The sequence below is a fragment of the Xanthomonas sp. LMG 12459 genome, assembly GCF_009192905.1.
Taxonomy (GTDB): domain Bacteria; phylum Pseudomonadota; class Gammaproteobacteria; order Xanthomonadales; family Xanthomonadaceae; genus Xanthomonas_A; species Xanthomonas_A sontii.
The window spans coordinates 1-15952 of the sequence record NZ_NSGT01000042.1 but is presented as its reverse complement, the minus strand read 5'-3'; the positions used below and the strand labels follow the sequence as shown (position 1 = coordinate 15952).

The 15952-nt window shown below is 66.9% G+C and carries 15 protein-coding genes and 1 pseudogene; 7 read left to right on the top strand and 9 right to left on the bottom strand.

Features of this window, described 5'->3' with window-relative positions; all coding sequences use genetic code 11:
• Positions 1–94 precede the first annotated feature (94 nt).
• The 8 genes and pseudogenes from CEK65_RS11035 to CEK65_RS11000 form a co-directional block, all read right to left on the bottom strand.
• The gene (locus tag CEK65_RS11035; protein WP_226980553.1) at positions 95–640 is read right to left on the bottom strand and encodes a hypothetical protein; all 546 of its coding nucleotides are present in this window, start codon (positions 638–640) and stop codon (positions 95–97) included.
• Between the two features lie 242 nt (positions 641–882).
• Positions 883–1368, bottom strand: a complete 486-nt coding sequence (gene ybeY, locus CEK65_RS11030; protein WP_017908182.1) for an rRNA maturation RNase YbeY — start codon at positions 1366–1368, stop codon at positions 883–885.
• Between the two features lie 53 nt (positions 1369–1421).
• The gene (locus CEK65_RS11025) at positions 1422–2309 is read right to left on the bottom strand and encodes a hypothetical protein (protein ID WP_226980551.1); all 888 of its coding nucleotides are present in this window, start codon (positions 2307–2309) and stop codon (positions 1422–1424) included.
• A gap of 104 nt (positions 2310–2413) precedes the next feature.
• Complete coding sequence (locus CEK65_RS11020; protein ID WP_152181746.1) at positions 2414–2980, bottom strand: hypothetical protein; 567 nt, start codon at positions 2978–2980, stop codon at positions 2414–2416.
• Positions 2977–3963 (bottom strand): PhoH family protein, encoded by a 987-nt coding sequence (locus CEK65_RS11015; protein ID WP_152181745.1) that lies wholly within the window; start codon positions 3961–3963, stop codon positions 2977–2979. Before CEK65_RS11015 ends, CEK65_RS11020 begins: the two co-directional genes overlap by 4 nt.
• Before the next feature lie 400 nt (positions 3964–4363).
• Positions 4364–6430, bottom strand: a complete 2067-nt coding sequence (locus tag CEK65_RS11010) for a hypothetical protein (RefSeq protein WP_152181744.1) — start codon at positions 6428–6430, stop codon at positions 4364–4366.
• A gap of 156 nt (positions 6431–6586) precedes the next feature.
• The gene (gene miaB, locus CEK65_RS11005) at positions 6587–7996 is read right to left on the bottom strand and encodes a tRNA (N6-isopentenyl adenosine(37)-C2)-methylthiotransferase MiaB (protein ID WP_152181743.1); all 1410 of its coding nucleotides are present in this window, start codon (positions 7994–7996) and stop codon (positions 6587–6589) included.
• 69 nt (positions 7997–8065) lie between these two features.
• Positions 8066–8683: pseudogene (locus CEK65_RS11000) on the bottom strand (glutathione S-transferase).
• A 76-nt stretch (positions 8684–8759) separates the two neighbouring features.
• Between CEK65_RS11000 and CEK65_RS10995 the strand changes: the two are divergent.
• The 7 genes from CEK65_RS10995 to CEK65_RS10965 all read left to right on the top strand — a co-directional run bounded on the left by CEK65_RS10995 (position 8760) and on the right by CEK65_RS10965 (position 14882).
• Positions 8760–9734 (top strand): WYL domain-containing protein, encoded by a 975-nt coding sequence (locus tag CEK65_RS10995; RefSeq protein WP_152181742.1) that lies wholly within the window; start codon positions 8760–8762, stop codon positions 9732–9734.
• 99 nt (positions 9735–9833) lie between these two features.
• Positions 9834–10790: a lytic transglycosylase domain-containing protein gene (locus CEK65_RS10990; protein ID WP_152181741.1), complete on the top strand. Its 957-nt coding sequence runs from the start codon at positions 9834–9836 to the stop codon at positions 10788–10790.
• A 146-nt stretch (positions 10791–10936) separates the two neighbouring features.
• Positions 10937–11566, top strand: a complete 630-nt coding sequence (gene petA / locus CEK65_RS10985) for a ubiquinol-cytochrome c reductase iron-sulfur subunit (RefSeq protein ID WP_026143542.1) — start codon at positions 10937–10939, stop codon at positions 11564–11566.
• Positions 11567–11569: 3 nt separating this feature from the next.
• On the top strand, positions 11570–12832 hold the full coding sequence (locus CEK65_RS10980) for a cytochrome bc complex cytochrome b subunit (RefSeq protein ID WP_017908207.1): 1263 nt from the start codon (positions 11570–11572) through the stop codon (positions 12830–12832).
• Entirely contained in the window at positions 12825–13571 is a 747-nt protein-coding gene (locus CEK65_RS10975; RefSeq protein ID WP_026144236.1) for a cytochrome c1, read from the top strand. The genes CEK65_RS10980 and CEK65_RS10975 overlap by 8 nt, the downstream gene beginning before the upstream one ends.
• A 170-nt stretch (positions 13572–13741) precedes the next feature.
• A complete protein-coding gene (locus tag CEK65_RS10970; protein ID WP_010342124.1) occupies positions 13742–14377 on the top strand; it encodes a glutathione S-transferase N-terminal domain-containing protein in 636 nt (211 codons plus the stop codon).
• Between the two features lie 73 nt (positions 14378–14450).
• Positions 14451–14882: a ClpXP protease specificity-enhancing factor gene (locus tag CEK65_RS10965; protein ID WP_017908205.1), complete on the top strand. Its 432-nt coding sequence runs from the start codon at positions 14451–14453 to the stop codon at positions 14880–14882.
• 282 nt (positions 14883–15164) lie between these two features.
• Here the strand turns inward: CEK65_RS10965 and CEK65_RS10960 are convergent, their stop codons facing one another.
• A complete protein-coding gene (locus CEK65_RS10960; RefSeq protein ID WP_017908204.1) occupies positions 15165–15509 on the bottom strand; it encodes a DUF3301 domain-containing protein in 345 nt (114 codons plus the stop codon).
• Between the last annotated feature and the right edge of the window lie 443 nt (positions 15510–15952).

The window sequence follows — 15952 nt, the reverse complement described above, 5'->3', positions numbered from 1 at the left end:
CCGGTCGAACGGGCGGTAGCCGCAAGTCTAGCAGGGCGCTCGCGACAGCATCGCGACGTCGGCGGCCCGCACCGGTCGGCCCGCCGGCGCGGGTTCAGCCGCCCTTGGCCGGCGTGTGCAACGCGTCCGGTGCCGGTGCCGCGCCCGGCTCCTCGGGCAGGTCCAGGCTGTAGCTGCAGCCGGCCAGTGTCTTGCCGGGATGCGATTTCACCGTGGACACGCTGAGGATGATCGACTCGATCATCGGCTCGCCGGTCTTGGGATCGTGGACGTCGCGGCTGAGCACTTCGCGGCCGAACATGGCCTTCTCCGGGGTGTCCACCGCCGCTTCCAGATTCAGGCGCTTGGCCAGCGGCCGCGGGTCGGGCAGGTCCAGGATCGCCATCACGCTGGCGCCGGAGAAGGCGATGCGCTCGCTGCTGTAGCCGAACACCTGGATCGGCCGGGTCAGCGCGTACTCGGTCATGAACAGGTTGGACTGCGGCAGCGGCCGCCAGCCGTGCGCGACCGCCTTCAGCGGATCGGCCAGCAGCGGCGCCAGTGCAGCGAAGTCGGCCTCGTGCTGGCGGCATTCCAGCAGCGCCGGCAGGTCGATGGCCGGATCGGCGGTCGCGGTGGCGGCAGGCGTTGCAGTGGGCAGCGCGGCAGGCGCTGCGACGGCAGCGGGGACGACACAGGCGAGCGCGAGCAGGACGAGCGAGGGACGGATCAACGCACGGAACCTCGAAGGAAAACGGGGCTGCGGCAATCGCCGCGCGGCCACGTTACCGCCGGGGCTCGCGCTTGACCAGCGCGGGGTGGTGGGGAACACATTAAGCCCCTCTCCCCCGGGAGAGGGGTTGGGGTGAGGGTCGGTCGCGACAGCGGGTGTGGGATCTCGGATCAACGCTCGCCGGCGTAGGGGTCGGAAACGCCGAGGTCGGCCAGGATCTCGCGCTCCAGCTGCTCCATCGCCTCGGCTTCCTTGTCGTCCTCGTGGTCCCAGCCGAGCAGGTGCAGCACGCCGTGCACGGTCAGGTGCGCGTAGTGCGCGTTGAGCGGCTTGTCCTGTTCGGCGGCTTCGCGCGCCACCACCGGTGCGCAGATCACCAGATCGCCGAGCAGCGGCAGCTTGACGCCCTTCGGCAGCCCCTCGGGCAGTTCGGCCGGGAAGCTGAGCACGTTGGTGGCGTAGTCCTTGCCGCGGTAGTGCTGGTTGAGGGCGCGGCCTTCGCGGTCGTCGACCAGACGGATCGCCAGGTCGGCCTCGCGGATGCGGCCCTTCAGTGCCGCGGCGACCCACTTGCGGAAGCTCGGCGCCGCCGGCAGCCCGGCGCGGGGCAGGGCGTAGCTGACGCCGACATCGAGGCGGACGGGACCTTTGGTCATGGCGGAACGGCCGGGTGCTGCGGTGGGAGCCACAGTATCGCGCTAACGCGCGCTCAGGGCGACGCCCAGTCGCCGGCGTCGTAGGCGATCTCGATCACAGCGGCATTGCCTGCCGCGCGGTCGATGCCAGCGTCTGCGGCGGATTTGCTGCAGTTGAAGCCCTGGTAGAGGGTGCTCTGGCGGACGAGCTGCAGTGCCGCCTGTTCCGGCTTGCCGTTCGGGTCGATCTGGATGGTCGGTGTCGCGCAGCCGCCGACATTGGTCACCTGGATGGCGGGCACGAGCGTGCGCGCCGCCTGGTCGGCGAGGGTGTCGAAGGCATCCGGTCCGATGTCCTGCGCAGCGGCCGACACGCGCACCTTGAAGTAGTAGAGCTGTTTGTAGAACAGATAGCCGTTGGAGCGGGCCGGTGCATCCTCCGGGTCGAGGCGCAGTTCCATCCGCAGCTTTTCTCCGGGCACACGTTGGGCCTCGGCGATCGCCGCGACCAGCGCCTTGTCCAGGGCGCTGCCGGCCTTCGGCGCCGGTTCGACGACGATGCCCAGCTCGAATCGTTGCGCGCCCAGTTCGTGCAGTTCCGCGTAGGTGCCGCGGGAGACCGCTGCGGCCAGATCGGCACGGAAGCCCGCCATGCCGTCGGCGATGGCCCGCGCCGATTCCTTTTGTCCGGCGGGATAGACGAACACGTTGATGGTCAGTTCCGGATGGTCTTTCAGCACGTAGAGGAAGCCGGCGCCGGCGGCCTTGGCGGCCGGGTCGTACTTGCTGCTGCGCAGGCTGAAGTCGCCCACGATGCCGGGAGCCACCACGTAGCTGGTTTCGACGAAGGGCCGCGCCGGCGTTGCTGCGGGCGGCGCGGCCGCGGCGGCAGCCGCTGACGCGGCGCAGGCGGCCAGGATCGGCCAGAGCAGACAGGCGAACGACGACGATCGCTGGAACATGGCACCTCCCCGTGCACGGCAGCAGCATCGCAGTGTACGTCGCTCACTGCCGTGTGGTGCGTGCGGTCGCTACGAAGCGCCGCGACAGGCGCGCAGCAGCAGGCTCAGGTCACGCATGCAACCAGGAACAGCAGCGGGATCTTTTCGTCGTCAACGCGGTAGGCCAGGCTGCCCATCGGGCCTCGCTGGCATTGCGGATTGTCGCGGCGGATGTCCACCGTGGCGGCGAAGCGCCCCGACGCGGACAGCCACACCGCGGCCTGGCTGTGTTCGAGCAGTTGGCCGACGAGGTAGAAGCTGTCCGCTGGCACCTTTGCGTAGGCCAGCGCGTTGCAGCCGAAGCGGTCGCGCGTCGCACCGGCGGTTTCGGCCGCATCGAGCAGCGCCTGCGCGCGGGTGCCGGCGATCCAGGCCAGGCGTTGCGCCTCGTCGTCGAGCGGCGCGGTCGGCGAAGTGCGGGCGATCGCCGCGGCGCGCTCGAGGACGTCGCGCGGCAGCCCGATGCTGGCGGTGTCCTGCGCGATCGACACGCACGGCGCGGTCAGCGATTGCGCCAGGGCGACGCGCTGCGGCGCCGGGTCCTGGGCTGGCGTCTGCTCAGGCGTGTGGCCGCCGGCACTGCCGGCCAGGCCGAGCAGCGTTCCTAGCAGCGCCGGCCAGGGCCGGATCATGCGGACGGGCCGCTGGCGCGGTCGACCACGTCGCGCTTCTCGTAGGCGTTGACGATGCGCGCCACCAGCGGATGCCGGACCACGTCGCGCGCCTCGAAGAAGGTGAAGCTGACTCCGTCCACCTCGTGCAGCACTTCGATGGCATCGCGCAGGCCGGACTTGACGTGCTTGGGCAGGTCGATCTGGGTCAGGTCGCCGGTGACCACGGCGGTGCTGCCGAAGCCGAGCCGGGTCAGGAACATCTTCATCTGCTCGATGGTGGTGTTCTGCGCCTCGTCCAGGATCACGTAGGCGTCGTTGAGGGTGCGTCCGCGCATGTACGCCAGCGGCGCGATCTCGATGACGTTCTTCTCCAGCAGCTTGACCACCTTCTCCACGCCCAGCATCTCGTACAGCGCGTCGTACAGCGGGCGCAGGTAGGGGTCGACCTTCTGGGTGAGGTCGCCGGGCAGGAAGCCCAGCTTCTCGCCGGCCTCCACCGCCGGGCGCACCAGGATCAGGCGCTGCACCCGCGATTCGTTCAGCGCTTCCACCGCGCTGGCCACGGCCAGGAAGGTCTTGCCGGTGCCGGCCGGGCCGATGCCGAAGTTGATGTCGTGGGTGGCGATCTGGTGCAGGTACTTGGCCTGGTTGGCGCCGCGGCCGCGCACCGTGCCGCGCCTGACCTTGATCGCCACGTCCTGCGGCTGGTACGCGCGCTGCGTCACCTGGTCGACGTTGGACTGGTTGAGCCGCAGGTGGATTTCCTGGTCGTCGAAGGCGACGTGGTCGGCCTCGGCGTACAGCGCCTGCAGCAGCCGCTCGGCCGCCGCCACCGCCGGCTCCGGCCCGGTCACCCGGTACACGTTGCCGCGGTTGGAGATCTCCACGCCCAGGCGCAGTTCGATCTGCCGCAGATGCGCATCGAACGGGCCGGCCAGGTTGGCCAGGCGCTCGGTGTCGGCGGGATCCAGGGTGAAGTCGCGTTGCGCGGGGGTGGTCATGGCGGGCGCGCGCCGCCGGCGGCGACGTCGAAAAAAAGAGGGGCGCAAAGGGTAGCGCGCGGCGCGTAGCCGGGCCAGTGAAGGGCGCGCGGCGGCGGTGTGGGCGTGTGCACGCCGAAGTCGCCGCCGTGCACCTCGGGGAGCAGCGCCAAGCGCGCCCCGCCACTTGTGCAGTCATCGCGGCTGCAGGGATGGCAACGTTGTCCACAATGAATGTGGATCGATTGTCCAAAAGCCTGTGGACAACTGCGCGGACGCCTTGCAGCGCAAGACACTAGGCTATTGTGGCGAAAAAATCGCAGATGCGCACCCTCTGGACAAGAGTTCTTCACGCAAATCGCTCTTCAGCGTTGACCAAGAGGCTGGATAGTCAACTGCATCTTTGCAACATTTCAAAATCTCAAAGGTCGCGGTGCAACCAGTCTTTTTGCCAAAAGAACTCATGCAACTGACCATCGTTCCCCACGTACGCGATTCGAGGCGTGCCGTAGGCGTCCGTGTATCCGGCTGGATCGGAAGCGAGGGATACCGCGCCATCTACAAGACTCATGTCTTCCGACACCCATTGTCCGTCCACTAGCACAACACGATAGAGGTGATGATCGACTCCTTGGTACAGTAGGTTCGTACTGCCATTCATTAAGAATCCTGACGGCGAGCCAAGTGCCGGGACGAACCCAGGCATGTGCTCAAAGTCGGTGTCATGCCATCCAGTGCTCGCTGCGCTCAACATATGGAGCGCACCGTTGATGTCGCGATAGGTCACTCTAGCCGATCCTTCGGAGTCGACGAAAGCAGTTGGATCGGCTGCTGCCGGCACCGCCTCAGGCGTTGTTGTCATGTTCCACGCTTGCCAATTGCCATTCCAAAGGAACAGCTCAATGAGCTGATTTCCCACGCCTCGATAAACGACTCTATCGGCGCCGTCAGCTTGGTAGCCAATCGGGCTTCCCAAGGCTGCTGGAAGATTTGTCGCTTGTGTAGCGGTCGTAAGATCGCGCGTTGTCCAGCCTGTTGAAGTCAAGCGAACTTCGTGAACATGGCCGGAAACATCGCGAAAGTAAACGCGAGTCATGCCGTCGCTTGGCGTGTATGCACGTGGAGGACTGTAGGCATCTGCGAGGCCGAACGCTGCGCTCATGTCCCAGAGTTGCCAGGATGCGTTGGTGCGGAAAGCTTCGAAGATGTGACGGTTGCCGTCCAGAAAGTAGACTCTCTGCACTCCATTGGCATGTGTCGCCGAAGGGTCGGCTGTAGTCAGTTGGGTGCCAATTCTGTCCAGCATAGGCCCTTCTGGGCCTAGCTCTGCGGAGAAGTCCAACAGCTCGCCGGCATCGTTTCGGAAGACGATGAGTGGTTCTTCTCCTGCCAGGGTGGCAGGTGTTCCAGTCGCTTGGTGAGGTATCACGCTTGTGACGCGGATGTTGCCGACACTCATGCCGAGTTGACTGGGTGATGTGCCGGTGCAACTGCCTGCATTGGCTTTGCATGGGTCATAAACTTCGCCGTTCACATTGAGAAGCGTCAAGGCGTAGTCCAGCGGATTCAGCGAAAGCTTTTGATAGGCGCCGAAGGTACGGGCGACATCGTTTCGCATCAGTATCAGTTGGCTGGGGGATAGGCGGAAATGGACTCGCGCTGGCGCAAATGTCCCGGTTCGGAAATGCATCGAATCGGACATCCTGCTAATCCATCTTGGCGCATCCAGGCCTGCATTTACTAGAGGGAGGGTGGTCGTGCCGGTGTCGTCACGGATAGTGACTTCCTGCATTGCCCCGGTCATGTCGGGACCCGCGTATCCGACAGAAATACTGAAAGCGCATTTGTCGTCGCAGCGACCGCCTGTGTCCGTCACGATTGCTTGAAAATAGGCTTGTGAATGCGCTCCCCCGCTTGCGGAAACGTGCTCAATGCCCGTGTCAAATGCGACGTCCAAGACTTGTGCGATATTCGAGAATAGTCTCGCGTAAGGCGGTGATTGATACCAGCACCCTACATTCGTGGAAAGCGATCCATTGGCGAGCGGGGTGGGGTCATTTTGGGTGTTCATCCAAAAGCCTGCCCATCGACCGATCATCTGTTCTCCCGATTTGCCATAGGAGTCTAGGTGGGCCCGTTGTGTGCCTGCCAGATCGGCTGTAGCCAAGCCGGTGTACTCTGACATGCGCCAGTGAGTAATCGGGATCAGCGGTGATTTCGGCGACGAAGACCAATGATCCTGTAGTGTGTAACGATTGCTTTCCGGAAACGCTATGTCGGTTACCACTAGGTCTATCGAGCTGCTATCGACATGCGGCTGGTAAAAAGGAAGTGTAAGGAAGCCCGGCGAGGTGGGTGATGTTGGATCCTGTCGTAGATTCAGGCATTGGATGCCGCTAACGCCACCATTGTTCTCCGCGTGCGCAGCGATCGGTCCAAGTAAGACTATTCCCAGGCAGATCCCTGATATGCGTTTAATGGCTGGCATTGGTGTGCTCAAGGCTTGAATTTGGGCCTGTCAGCAGTCTCAATTTCGCCCTGGCTTTGCAGCGCGGCTGTGGAGGCTGCCCGTATGGAGTGGTCTTAATGATCCTGAGCGCCGCTCTATATGTTTATTCGGCCATCGTGATCAAGAGGTAACAGCTTATTGTGCTGCCGATACGCGGCCGCGCAGCGAATTGCTCAGCGCCTCGGTGATCGTCACCTCGACGAACTGGCCGATCAGGCGCGGATGGCCGGGGAAGTTCACCGAGCGCATGTTCTCGGTCTTGCCGGTCAGCTCGGCCGGGTTCTTCTTCGACGGCCCTTCCACCAGCACGGTCTGCACGCTGCCGATCATGCTCTGCGAGATCTGCTGCGCATGCGCGTTGATGTGCGCCTGCAGCCGCGCCAGCCGCGCATGCTTGACCGCCTCGGGCGTGTCGTCTTCCAGGTCGGCGGCGGGCGTGCCCGGGCGCCGCGAATAGATGAAGGAAAAGCTCTGGTCGAAACCCACGTCCTCGATCAGCTTCATGGTCTTGTCGAAGTCGGCGTCGCTCTCGCCGGGGAAGCCGACGATGAAGTCGGAGCTGATCGAGATGTCCGGGCGTACCGCGCGTAGCTTGCGGATCTTCTGCTTGAACTCCAGCGCGGTGTAGCCGCGCTTCATCGCGCTGAGGATGCGGTCGCTGCCGGCCTGCACCGGCAGGTGCAGATAGTTGGCCAGCTGCGGCACGTCGCGGTAGGCCTCCACCAGCGAGTCGCTGAATTCCAGCGGATGCGAGGTGGTGAAGCGGATGCGGCCGATGCCCTCGATCTGCGCGATGCTGCGGATCAGCAGGCCCAGGTCGGCGTGCTGCGTCTCCTCGCCGGCCTCGGCGTCGGCGTAGGGGCCGCGGTAGGCGTTGACGTTCTGGCCGAGCAGGTTGATCTCGCGCACGCCTTGCGCGGCGAGTTGTGCCACTTCCACCAGCACGTCCTCGAACGGGCGGCTGATCTCCTCGCCGCGGGTGTAGGGCACCACGCAGAACGAGCAGTATTTGGAGCAGCCTTCCATGATCGACACGAAGGCCGAGGGGCCTTCGGCGCGCGGCTCCGGCAGGCGATCGAACTTCTCGACCTCGGGGAAGCTGATGTCCACCTGCGACTTGCCCGATTCGCGGCGCGCGCGGATCAGCTCCGGCAGCCGGTGCAGGGTCTGCGGGCCGAACACCAGGTCCACGTAGGGCGCGCGCTTGACGATCGCCTCGCCTTCCTGCGAGGCCACGCAGCCGCCGACGCCGATGATCACCGGCTTGCCGCCGGCCTTCAGCGCCTTCCAGCGGCCGAGCTGGCTGAACACCTTTTCCTGCGCCTTCTCACGGATCGAGCAGGTGTTGACCAGAACCACGTCCGCTTCTTCGGGGTTGTCGGTCAGCTCCAGGCCTTCGGACGCGGCGAGCACGTCGGCCATCTTGGCCGAGTCGTACTCGTTCATCTGGCAACCGTGGGTCTTGATGTACAGCTTGCCGCGCACCGGCGCGGGTGCGGCGGCGGTGCCGGCGGAGGGCAGGGGATGCAGGACGGTCCCGGGCATGGCGCTTAATCCAGGCGGGTGGAAAGGAAGCCGGCTAGTTTACCCCTGCCGGCGCGCCAGCGCAGGACGCTAGCCCGCGGCGGCATCCACCGCCAGCGCGCGCTGCACCGTCGGCCGCGCCGCCATGCGCGCGGCGTAGGCGCGGGTCGGCGCCGGCGGGTCGAGCAGGCCGAACTGCAGCATCCAGCCCAGCGCGCTGCCCCACAGCACGTCGGCGGCGCTGCAACGCGCGCCGAGCAGGTAGTCGCCGCGCGCCAGTTGCGCGTCCACCACCGCCAGCACGGTGTCGCAATCGGCATACGGCGACATCGCCCGCGGTGGCGGCTCGCGTTTGAGCGCGCGGTCGACCAGCGCCGGTTCGAAGCAGGCGCCGTAGAACGCCAGCCAGCGCAGCTAGGGGCCGCGCAGCGGGTCGCCGATCGGTGGCGCCAGCCCGGCCTCGGGATACAGGTCGGCCAGGTAGGGGTAGATCGCGCCCTGCTCGGTCACCACCGCGCCGGCGTGCACGATCGCCGGCACCTTGCCCATCGGGTTGATCGCCAGGTAGTCCGGCGCCAGTTGCGCCTGCCGGTCGAAGTCGATGCGCTCGATGGCGTAATCGGCGCCCAGTTCCTCGAGCAGGATCAGCACGCCGCGCGAGCGCGAATGCGGGTTGTGGAACAGGGTGATGTGGCGGTCGCTGGTCATGGGCGGCTCCTGGATGGTCGGTCTGCACACCCTAGACCCCATTGCGGACAGATCCTGTCCGCAATAGCGTGCATCCATGTCATCGCCCGCCGCCCGCCTGTTGCGCCTGATCGCCCTGCTGCAGACCCGCCGGCTGTGGTCCGGCGCCGAGCTGGCCGCGCGGCTCGGTGTGGACCGGCGCAGCCTGCGCCGCGACGTGGAGCGGCTGCGCGCGCTGGGCTACGCCGTGGAGGCCGCGGCCGGGGTCGGCGGCGGGTACCGGCTGGCGGCCGGCGCGCAGATGTTGCCGCTTCTGTTCGAGGAAGACGAAGCGGTGGCGGTCGCGGTGGCGCTGCGCGCGGCCTGCGCCAGCATGGCCGGCCTGGAGGACACCGCGGTGCGGGTGCTGGCCAAGCTCGAACCGCTGCTGCCGACGCGGGTGCGGCAGCGCGCCGAGGCCTTGCAGGGGGCGACCCTGGCGCTGGGCCAGGACCCGCTGCGGCCGGACACGCGGGTGCTGATCGGGGTCGCCAGCGCTTGCCGCGACCGGCGCCTGCTCGGTTTCGTCTACCGCGACCATTCCGGGCGCGCCAGCGAGCGGCTGGTCGAGCCCTTGCGCCTGGTCAACGCCGGCCGCCGCTGGTACCTGCTGGCCTGGGACCGTGACCGCGGCGACTGGCGCACCTTCCGCGCCGAGCGCATCGTGCCGCCCCTGCAGCTCGGCGTGGCGGTGGCGTTGCGCCTGCCGCCGCAGGAACCGGCGGCCATGGTCGACGCGGCGATCCGCTACAGCCCGCAGGCGATGGGTTTCGCCCTCAGTGTGCGGCTGCGTGGCAGCGCCGCCGAGCTGGGGGCGCGCATTCCACTGTGGTGCGGCACCCTGCAGGACGAGGCCGATGGCCACTGCCGGCTGTCGCTGCTGGCCGACGCCGTGCCGTGGCTGGCGGCGCAATTGCTGACCATCGGCGTGCCGTTCGCAGGTCTGGAGGCCACGGCCGAGGTGCGGACGGCGCTGCGCGGGGTGCTGAACGCGTTGCTGGAGCAGGTGCCGGAGCCGGCACCGGTGGAGTAGGTGATACGGCCGGGGAGGGCGCACTGGCCGCCCGGCGCTGCTCCGGCCCCGGACGGTGCGGACTTGGCAAGCGGCGGGGAAGTTGGGACACTCGCCGCCATGAAGGGGATGCTGTGGCTCCTGGGGCTGGGACTCGCCACGTTGACGGCTGCGCCGGCCAGCGCCGGCACCCTGTACAAGTGCACCGGCAACGACGGCGTGCCCAGCTACGGCAGCAAGCGCGTGTCCGGCGCCAGCTGTAGCGTGATCGGCCGCTACACCCCCGACCGCCGCGCCGCGCGGGCCGCCCCGGCGCCTGCGCCGGCCAGGGCCAGCACCGAGCGGCCGCCCAGCCGCGGCGTCATCGCCAGCGCCGGCACCGTGGCGCCGGCCACCCTGATCAGCGCGCCGGTCGCCGCCCCGGCCCCGGTGACCGCCAACGCCGTGCCCAATCGGGTCGCCCCGGTGTCGCCCAGCAGCAGTGGCGCGCCGCGGCGTCTGGTCAGCGGTCAGCTGTATTCGTACATGAAGGACGGCGTGCGCCACTACACCAGTGCGCGTCCGACCCAGGTCGCCAATCTCGGCGCGGTGCGCACGATCCGCTACAGCTTCATGGAAACCTGCTACGCCTGCGCCAATCCGGGGGTCAACTTCGGTGCGGTGCGCCTGAACACCACCGCCTACCAGAGCGAGATCGCCGCCGCCGCGCGCGAGTACGGTGTCGACGAAGCGGTGGTGCGCGCCATCATCCACGCCGAGTCCGCCTACAACCCGACGGCCCTCAGCCGCGCCGGTGCGCAGGGGCTGATGCAGCTGATGCCGCCGACCGCGCGCCGCTTCGGCGTCAGCGATTCGTTTGATGCAGCGCAAAACATTCGCGGCGGCGTGCAGTACCTGGCGTGGCTGCTGAAGCGCTTCAACGGCAACCTCAGCCTGGCCGCGGCCGGCTACAACGCCGGCGAAGGCGCGGTAGACAAACACGGCGGGGTGCCGCCGTACAGCGAGACCCAACGCTACGTGCAGCGGGTGGGCGTGCTCGCCGAGCGCTACCGCGGCGTGCTGGCGACCGCGCATTGAGCCGTCGCCGCGGCCCGGCAGGAGGCGTTGCGCGTCCATTGTCGGCGCGTTAAGGGTTCCGCTACACTGCAGTGGATTCAGTGCGGCTCGACCCCCACCGAGCTGCTGGCAGCCTCACGCTACCCAATCACAGATCGGAGTGCCGGATGGCCAACGATGGGGTCAACGATTCTGTAAATGTAGGACGCCGCCGCTTTCTCACTGCCACCACGTCCGTCGTGGGCGCGGTCGGTGCGGGGTTCGTCGCGGTTCCTTTCATCAAGTCCTGGAATCCGAGCGCAAAGGCCAAGCTGGCCGGCGCGCCGGTCACCGCCGACATCAGCGCCCTGCAGGAAGGGCAGCGCCTGATCCTGGAATGGCGCGGCCAGCCGATCTGGATCGTCAAGCGCTCCAAGGCGATGCTCGATGCGTTGCCGTCGCTGGACAGCCGGCTCAAGGATCCGGAGTCCACCAACAAGGACCAGCAGCCGGACTACGTGCTGAAGAATCCGGAGTACCGCTCGATCAAGCCCGACGTCTCGGTGCTGGTCGGCCTGTGCACCCATCTGGGTTGCTCGCCGGAAATGGTCGCCGAGATCCGCCCCGAACCCTACGACCCCGACTGGAAGGGCGGCTATTTCTGCCCCTGCCACAAGTCGCGCTTCGACATGTCCGGCCGCGTGTTCCAGGGCGTGCCGGCGCCGATCAACCTGCTGGTGCCGCCGCACCATTACCAGGACGACAACACGCTGGTGATCGGCGTGGACCCGAGCGCGTCCGCGAAGGGAGGGGCGTAAGTCATGGCCGACAACATCCTCACCCGCACCGCGGGCAACGTGTTCGACTGGGTCAACGAGCGCGCCCCCGGGCTGATGCCGTTCTACCGCAAGCACGTCACCGAGTACTACGCGCCGAAGAACTTCAACCTCTGGTACTACTTCGGCTCGCTGGCGATGGTGGTGCTGGTCAACCAGATCGTCACCGGCATCTTCCTGACGATGCACTACAAGACCAGCGCGGCCGAGGCGTTCAACTCGGTCGAGTACATCATGCGCGACGTCGAGTGGGGCTGGCTGATCCGCTACATGCACTCCACCGGCGCCTCGCTGTTCTTCATCGTGGTGTACCTGCACATGTTCCGCGGGCTGATGTACGGCAGCTACAAGAAGCCGCGCGAGCTGGTGTGGATCCTGGGCATGCTGATCTACCTGGTGCTGATGGCCGAAGCCTTCATGGGCTACGTGTTGCCCTGGGGGCAGATGTCGTTCTGGGGCGCCAAGGTGATCATCTCGCTGTTCGGCGCGATCCCGGTGATCGGCAACGGCCTGACCGAATGGATCATGGGCGATTACCTGCCGTCCGACGCCACCCTCAACCGCTTCTTCGCCCTGCACGTGATCGCCCTGCCGCTGGTGCTGCTGCTGCTGGTGGTGCTGCACCTGGGTGCGCTGCACGAGGTCGGTTCCAACAATCCCGACGGCGTGGAGATCAAGAAGGGGCCCAAGGGCAACCGTTGGAGCCCGAACAAGCCGGCCGACGGCATCCCGTTCCATCCGTACTACACGGTCAAGGACCTGGTTGGCGTCGGTTTCCTGCTGATGATCGGCGCCTTCATCATCTTCTTCGCGCCCGGCTTCGGTGGCCTGTTCCTGGAGCACGACAACTTCACCGAGGCCAACCGCCTGGTGACGCCGGAGCACATCAAGCCGGTCTGGTACTACACCCCTTACTACGCGATGTTGCGGGTGGTGCCGAACAAGCTCGGCGGCGTGCTGGTGATGTTCTCGGCCATCGCGATCCTGTTCCTGGTGCCGTGGCTGGATCGCGCCAAGGTCAAGTCGATCCGCTACCGCGGCTGGATCTCGCGGGTGATGCTGGGGATTCTTGCGGTGTGCTTCGTCTGGCTCGGCGTGATCGGTTCCGGCCCCGGCACCGAGATCATCGAGACCTACATCGGCCGCGTGCTGACCGTGCTGTATTTCGCCTTCTTCCTGACGATGCCGATATGGACCTCGCTGGATCGAACCAAGCCGGTGCCGGAGCGGGTGAGCAGCCATGACTAAGCGCCTGATCGCTGTGCTCGCCGGCGTCGCGTCGGCCTTGCTGCTGTCCGCCTCGGCCATGGCCGCCGAGGGTGCCGCCACCCTGCAGGCCGGCAACGACCTGGGCGACCGCGCCTCGCTGCAGCGCGGCGCCAAGCTGTTCATGAACTACTGTTCCGGCTGTCATTCGCTGAAGTACCTGCGCTACCAGCGCATGGCCGAGGATCTGGGCCTGAGCGAGGACGAGGTGATGCACAACCTCAACTTCACCGGCGCCAAGATCGGCGAACACATCGAGACGGCGATGCCGCACGATGCGGCGACCAAATGGTTCGGCAAGGCGCCGCCGGACCTGAGCCTGATCGCCCGCGTGCGCGGCACCGACTGGGTCTACACCTACCTCAAGTCGTTCTATCTCGACCAGTCGCGGCCGCTGGGCTGGAACAACAAGCTGTTCGCCAACGCCTCCATGCCCAATCCGCTGTGGGACCTGCAGGGCCTGCAGCAGCCGGTCTACGGCAAGGCCGAGCAGCCGGGCGTGGACAAGCCGGTGGAGCGGCTGCAACTGGCGACGCCGGGCAAGCAGAGCCCGGTCGAGTTCGACCAGACGGTGCGCGACATCAGCAATTTCCTCGAATACGCCGGCGAGCCGGCGGCGCTGAAGCGGCAGAACCTGGGCGTGTGGGTGGTGCTGTTCCTGGCGCTGCTGACCTTCCTGGCGTATCTGTTGAAGAAGGAATACTGGAAGGACGTGCATTGAGTCGCGGCCGTTTCGGTCGCGTCCCGGCTGCACCGTTGCTGAGCCGATCCCCTGTTCATCCTATTGGCTTTTGTGAGCGAGGGTTGCACACTCAGGGGCCGTGACGACCGTCCGCAATGTGCTGGCGGCGTCGATGCGGCCGGCGGATTCCGGCCGTCGGAGAGCCTTGAATGGCGGCGAGTTTGCGCATGCGAAATACCTTGACGTTGTTTTCCTCCACGGATGATGTCCTGTGCCACCGCGTCCGCCTGGTGCTCGCGGCCAAGGGCGTGACCTACGATTTCGTGGCGGTGGATCCGCAGAATCCGCCGGAAGATCTGATCGACCTGAATCCCTACCACTCGGTGCCGACCCTGGTCGAGCGCGAGCTGGTGCTGTACGCCGCCTCGGTGGTCAGCGAGTACCTGGACGAGCGCTATCCGCATCCGCCGCTGATGCCGGTCGATCCGCTTTCGCGCGCGCGCCTGCGCCTGGCGATGCTGCGCATCGAGCACGACTGGGTGCCGCAGGTGCAGGCGATCCAGCTCGGCAACAAGGCCCAGGCCGAAGCCGGGCGCAAGCGCCTGAAGGAACTGCTGACCGCCTCGGTGCCGCTGTTCAAGGCCAGCAAGTTCTTCCTCAATCCGGAGATGAGCCTGGCCGACTGCGCGATGGCGCCGATCATCTGGCGCCTGCAGGCGCTGGATATCCCGCTGCCGAAGGACGGCAAGGCGATCGAGGATTACGGCAACCGCATCTTCCGCAATCCGGGGTTCATCCGCAGCCTGACCGATCAGGAAAAGAAACTGCGCGACCTGCCGGCATGATGCTGTCCGCCGCGCCGTCTCCATTGTCTTCCGAGCTGTACCGGCATTGCGCGCCGGCACGTAGAATGGGCGCATGAGCGACGACACTTCCCGCATGACCAGCCATCGCCCGTACCTGCTGCGGGCGCTGGTGGAATGGATCAACGACAACGGCATGACCCCGCACATTCTGGTGGATGCGGGCCTGCCCGGCGTCCAGGTGCCGCCGAGCGCGGTCAAGGACGGGCGGGTGGTGCTGAACATCGCCGAGCGCGCCGTGGTGCGTCTGCAGATCGACAACGACGGGGTCAGCTTCACCGCCCGCTTCGGCGGCGTCAGCTATCCGGTGCAGGTGCCGATGTCCGCGGTGCTGGCTGTGTATGCGCGCGAAACCGGGCAGGGCATGGCGCTGCCGGACGACATCCACGGCGCCAGCGAGCCGCCGGGCGACGACACCCCGCCACCGCCGCGGCCGGGCGGATCCGACGACGCCGGCAAGCGGCCGCGCCTGCGCGTGGTCAAGTAGCCGATGCGCGGCCTCGGTGGCCGCGCTTCACCCATCCAAGCGTTGGCGTTTCCGGTGCGCGCGCGCCGCGCACCGCGTTGTTCCGTCGCAGGAGCGGCTTCAGCCGCGACGGGCTTACCGGTGACGCCCATCGCGGCTGAAGCCGCTCCTGCATTCGCCGTCCATTTCAGGTGGCATGCGCATCGCCCGCGCACTCAGCTTCGCTGTCGCCCGACACGACATGCCGCACGCCATCGGTATCGGTATCGGTATCGGTATCGGTGCGCGGCCGTGGTGCACGGCTCAGTCGCGCTGCGCGCGGGCTTCCTGCAGGCTGCTCACGCTGGCGACCGACGGCCCGGTGAACGCGATCAGCTGATCGCCGAGCAGCACCAGGCGCCCGCTGTGGCGGTCGGTGCCATCGTAGGAATAGTCGAAGCGGAAGCTGCGCTCGAAGCCGAGCCAGCCGTTGGGCAGGCGCCGCAGGCGCAGGCCGGTGCCGTGCACGCTCTGGTCCAGCCATTGCACGTCGGCGGCCTTGCAGGCGTTGCGGCCGAGGATTTCGGCGCGTTCGGCGGCCGCACGCGAGGCGTTCCAGAACGCGAACACCGCGGCGCCGGCGATCATCAACAGGATCAGGCTGGGCATGGCGCCACTGTAGCGAGGCGCTGGTGGGTGGGCAATCTTGCCTGGGGCGGGGATTGGAGATTCGGGAATGGGGATTGGCAAGAGCTGCGCCCTTGGACGGTGTCGCGCGCTGCTCCTAGATATCTTGGGGTGAGGTGTGGCGGCTGACGGACGCCTCCAAGCCTCCGCCATGGTCCTGAGCGAGGCACCTGCATGCATTGATGACGCGCGGTGTGCGTCCGCCGGACTCCCGGTGTTGAGAGGCGCCCTGGCGTTGCGATTGGACGAATACGTCTTAGCGCTGTGGCTGTGACTGCGGTTCGGTCTTGGGTGCCTGGTTGCCGGTGGGCGCGGTGGGTTGCGGCGCTGCTGGTGTCGCGCTGGGTATGGGGGATGCCGCCGCCGGCGTGTTCGGGGCGGTGGGTGGTGCGGGCGGTGCCGGCGGGGCGGCGGGCGTGCCGGGG

Bases quoted from the DNA above. Each gene is read 5' to 3' on its own strand.
- ybeY (WP_017908182.1), bottom strand. From the start codon at position 1,368: ATGACCAAAGGTCCCGTCCGCCTCGATGTCGGCGTCAGCTACGCCCTG.
- CEK65_RS11025 (WP_226980551.1), bottom strand. From the start codon at position 2,309: ATGTTCCAGCGATCGTCGTCGTTCGCCTGTCTGCTCTGGCCGATCCTG.
- CEK65_RS11020 (WP_152181746.1), bottom strand. From the start codon at position 2,980: ATGATCCGGCCCTGGCCGGCGCTGCTAGGAACGCTGCTCGGCCTGGCC.
- CEK65_RS11015 (WP_152181745.1), bottom strand. From the start codon at position 3,963: ATGACCACCCCCGCGCAACGCGACTTCACCCTGGATCCCGCCGACACC.
- CEK65_RS11010 (WP_152181744.1), bottom strand. From the start codon at position 6,430: ATGCCAGCCATTAAACGCATATCAGGGATCTGCCTGGGAATAGTCTTA.
- miaB (WP_152181743.1), bottom strand. From the start codon at position 7,996: ATGCCCGGGACCGTCCTGCATCCCCTGCCCTCCGCCGGCACCGCCGCC.
- CEK65_RS10995 (WP_152181742.1), top strand. From the start codon at position 8,760: ATGTCATCGCCCGCCGCCCGCCTGTTGCGCCTGATCGCCCTGCTGCAG.
- CEK65_RS10990 (WP_152181741.1), top strand. From the start codon at position 9,834: ATGAAGGGGATGCTGTGGCTCCTGGGGCTGGGACTCGCCACGTTGACG.
- petA (WP_026143542.1), top strand. From the start codon at position 10,937: ATGGCCAACGATGGGGTCAACGATTCTGTAAATGTAGGACGCCGCCGC.
- CEK65_RS10980 (WP_017908207.1), top strand. From the start codon at position 11,570: ATGGCCGACAACATCCTCACCCGCACCGCGGGCAACGTGTTCGACTGG.
- CEK65_RS10975 (WP_026144236.1), top strand. From the start codon at position 12,825: ATGACTAAGCGCCTGATCGCTGTGCTCGCCGGCGTCGCGTCGGCCTTG.
- CEK65_RS10970 (WP_010342124.1), top strand. From the start codon at position 13,742: ATGGCGGCGAGTTTGCGCATGCGAAATACCTTGACGTTGTTTTCCTCC.
- CEK65_RS10965 (WP_017908205.1), top strand. From the start codon at position 14,451: ATGAGCGACGACACTTCCCGCATGACCAGCCATCGCCCGTACCTGCTG.
- CEK65_RS10960 (WP_017908204.1), bottom strand. From the start codon at position 15,509: ATGCCCAGCCTGATCCTGTTGATGATCGCCGGCGCCGCGGTGTTCGCG.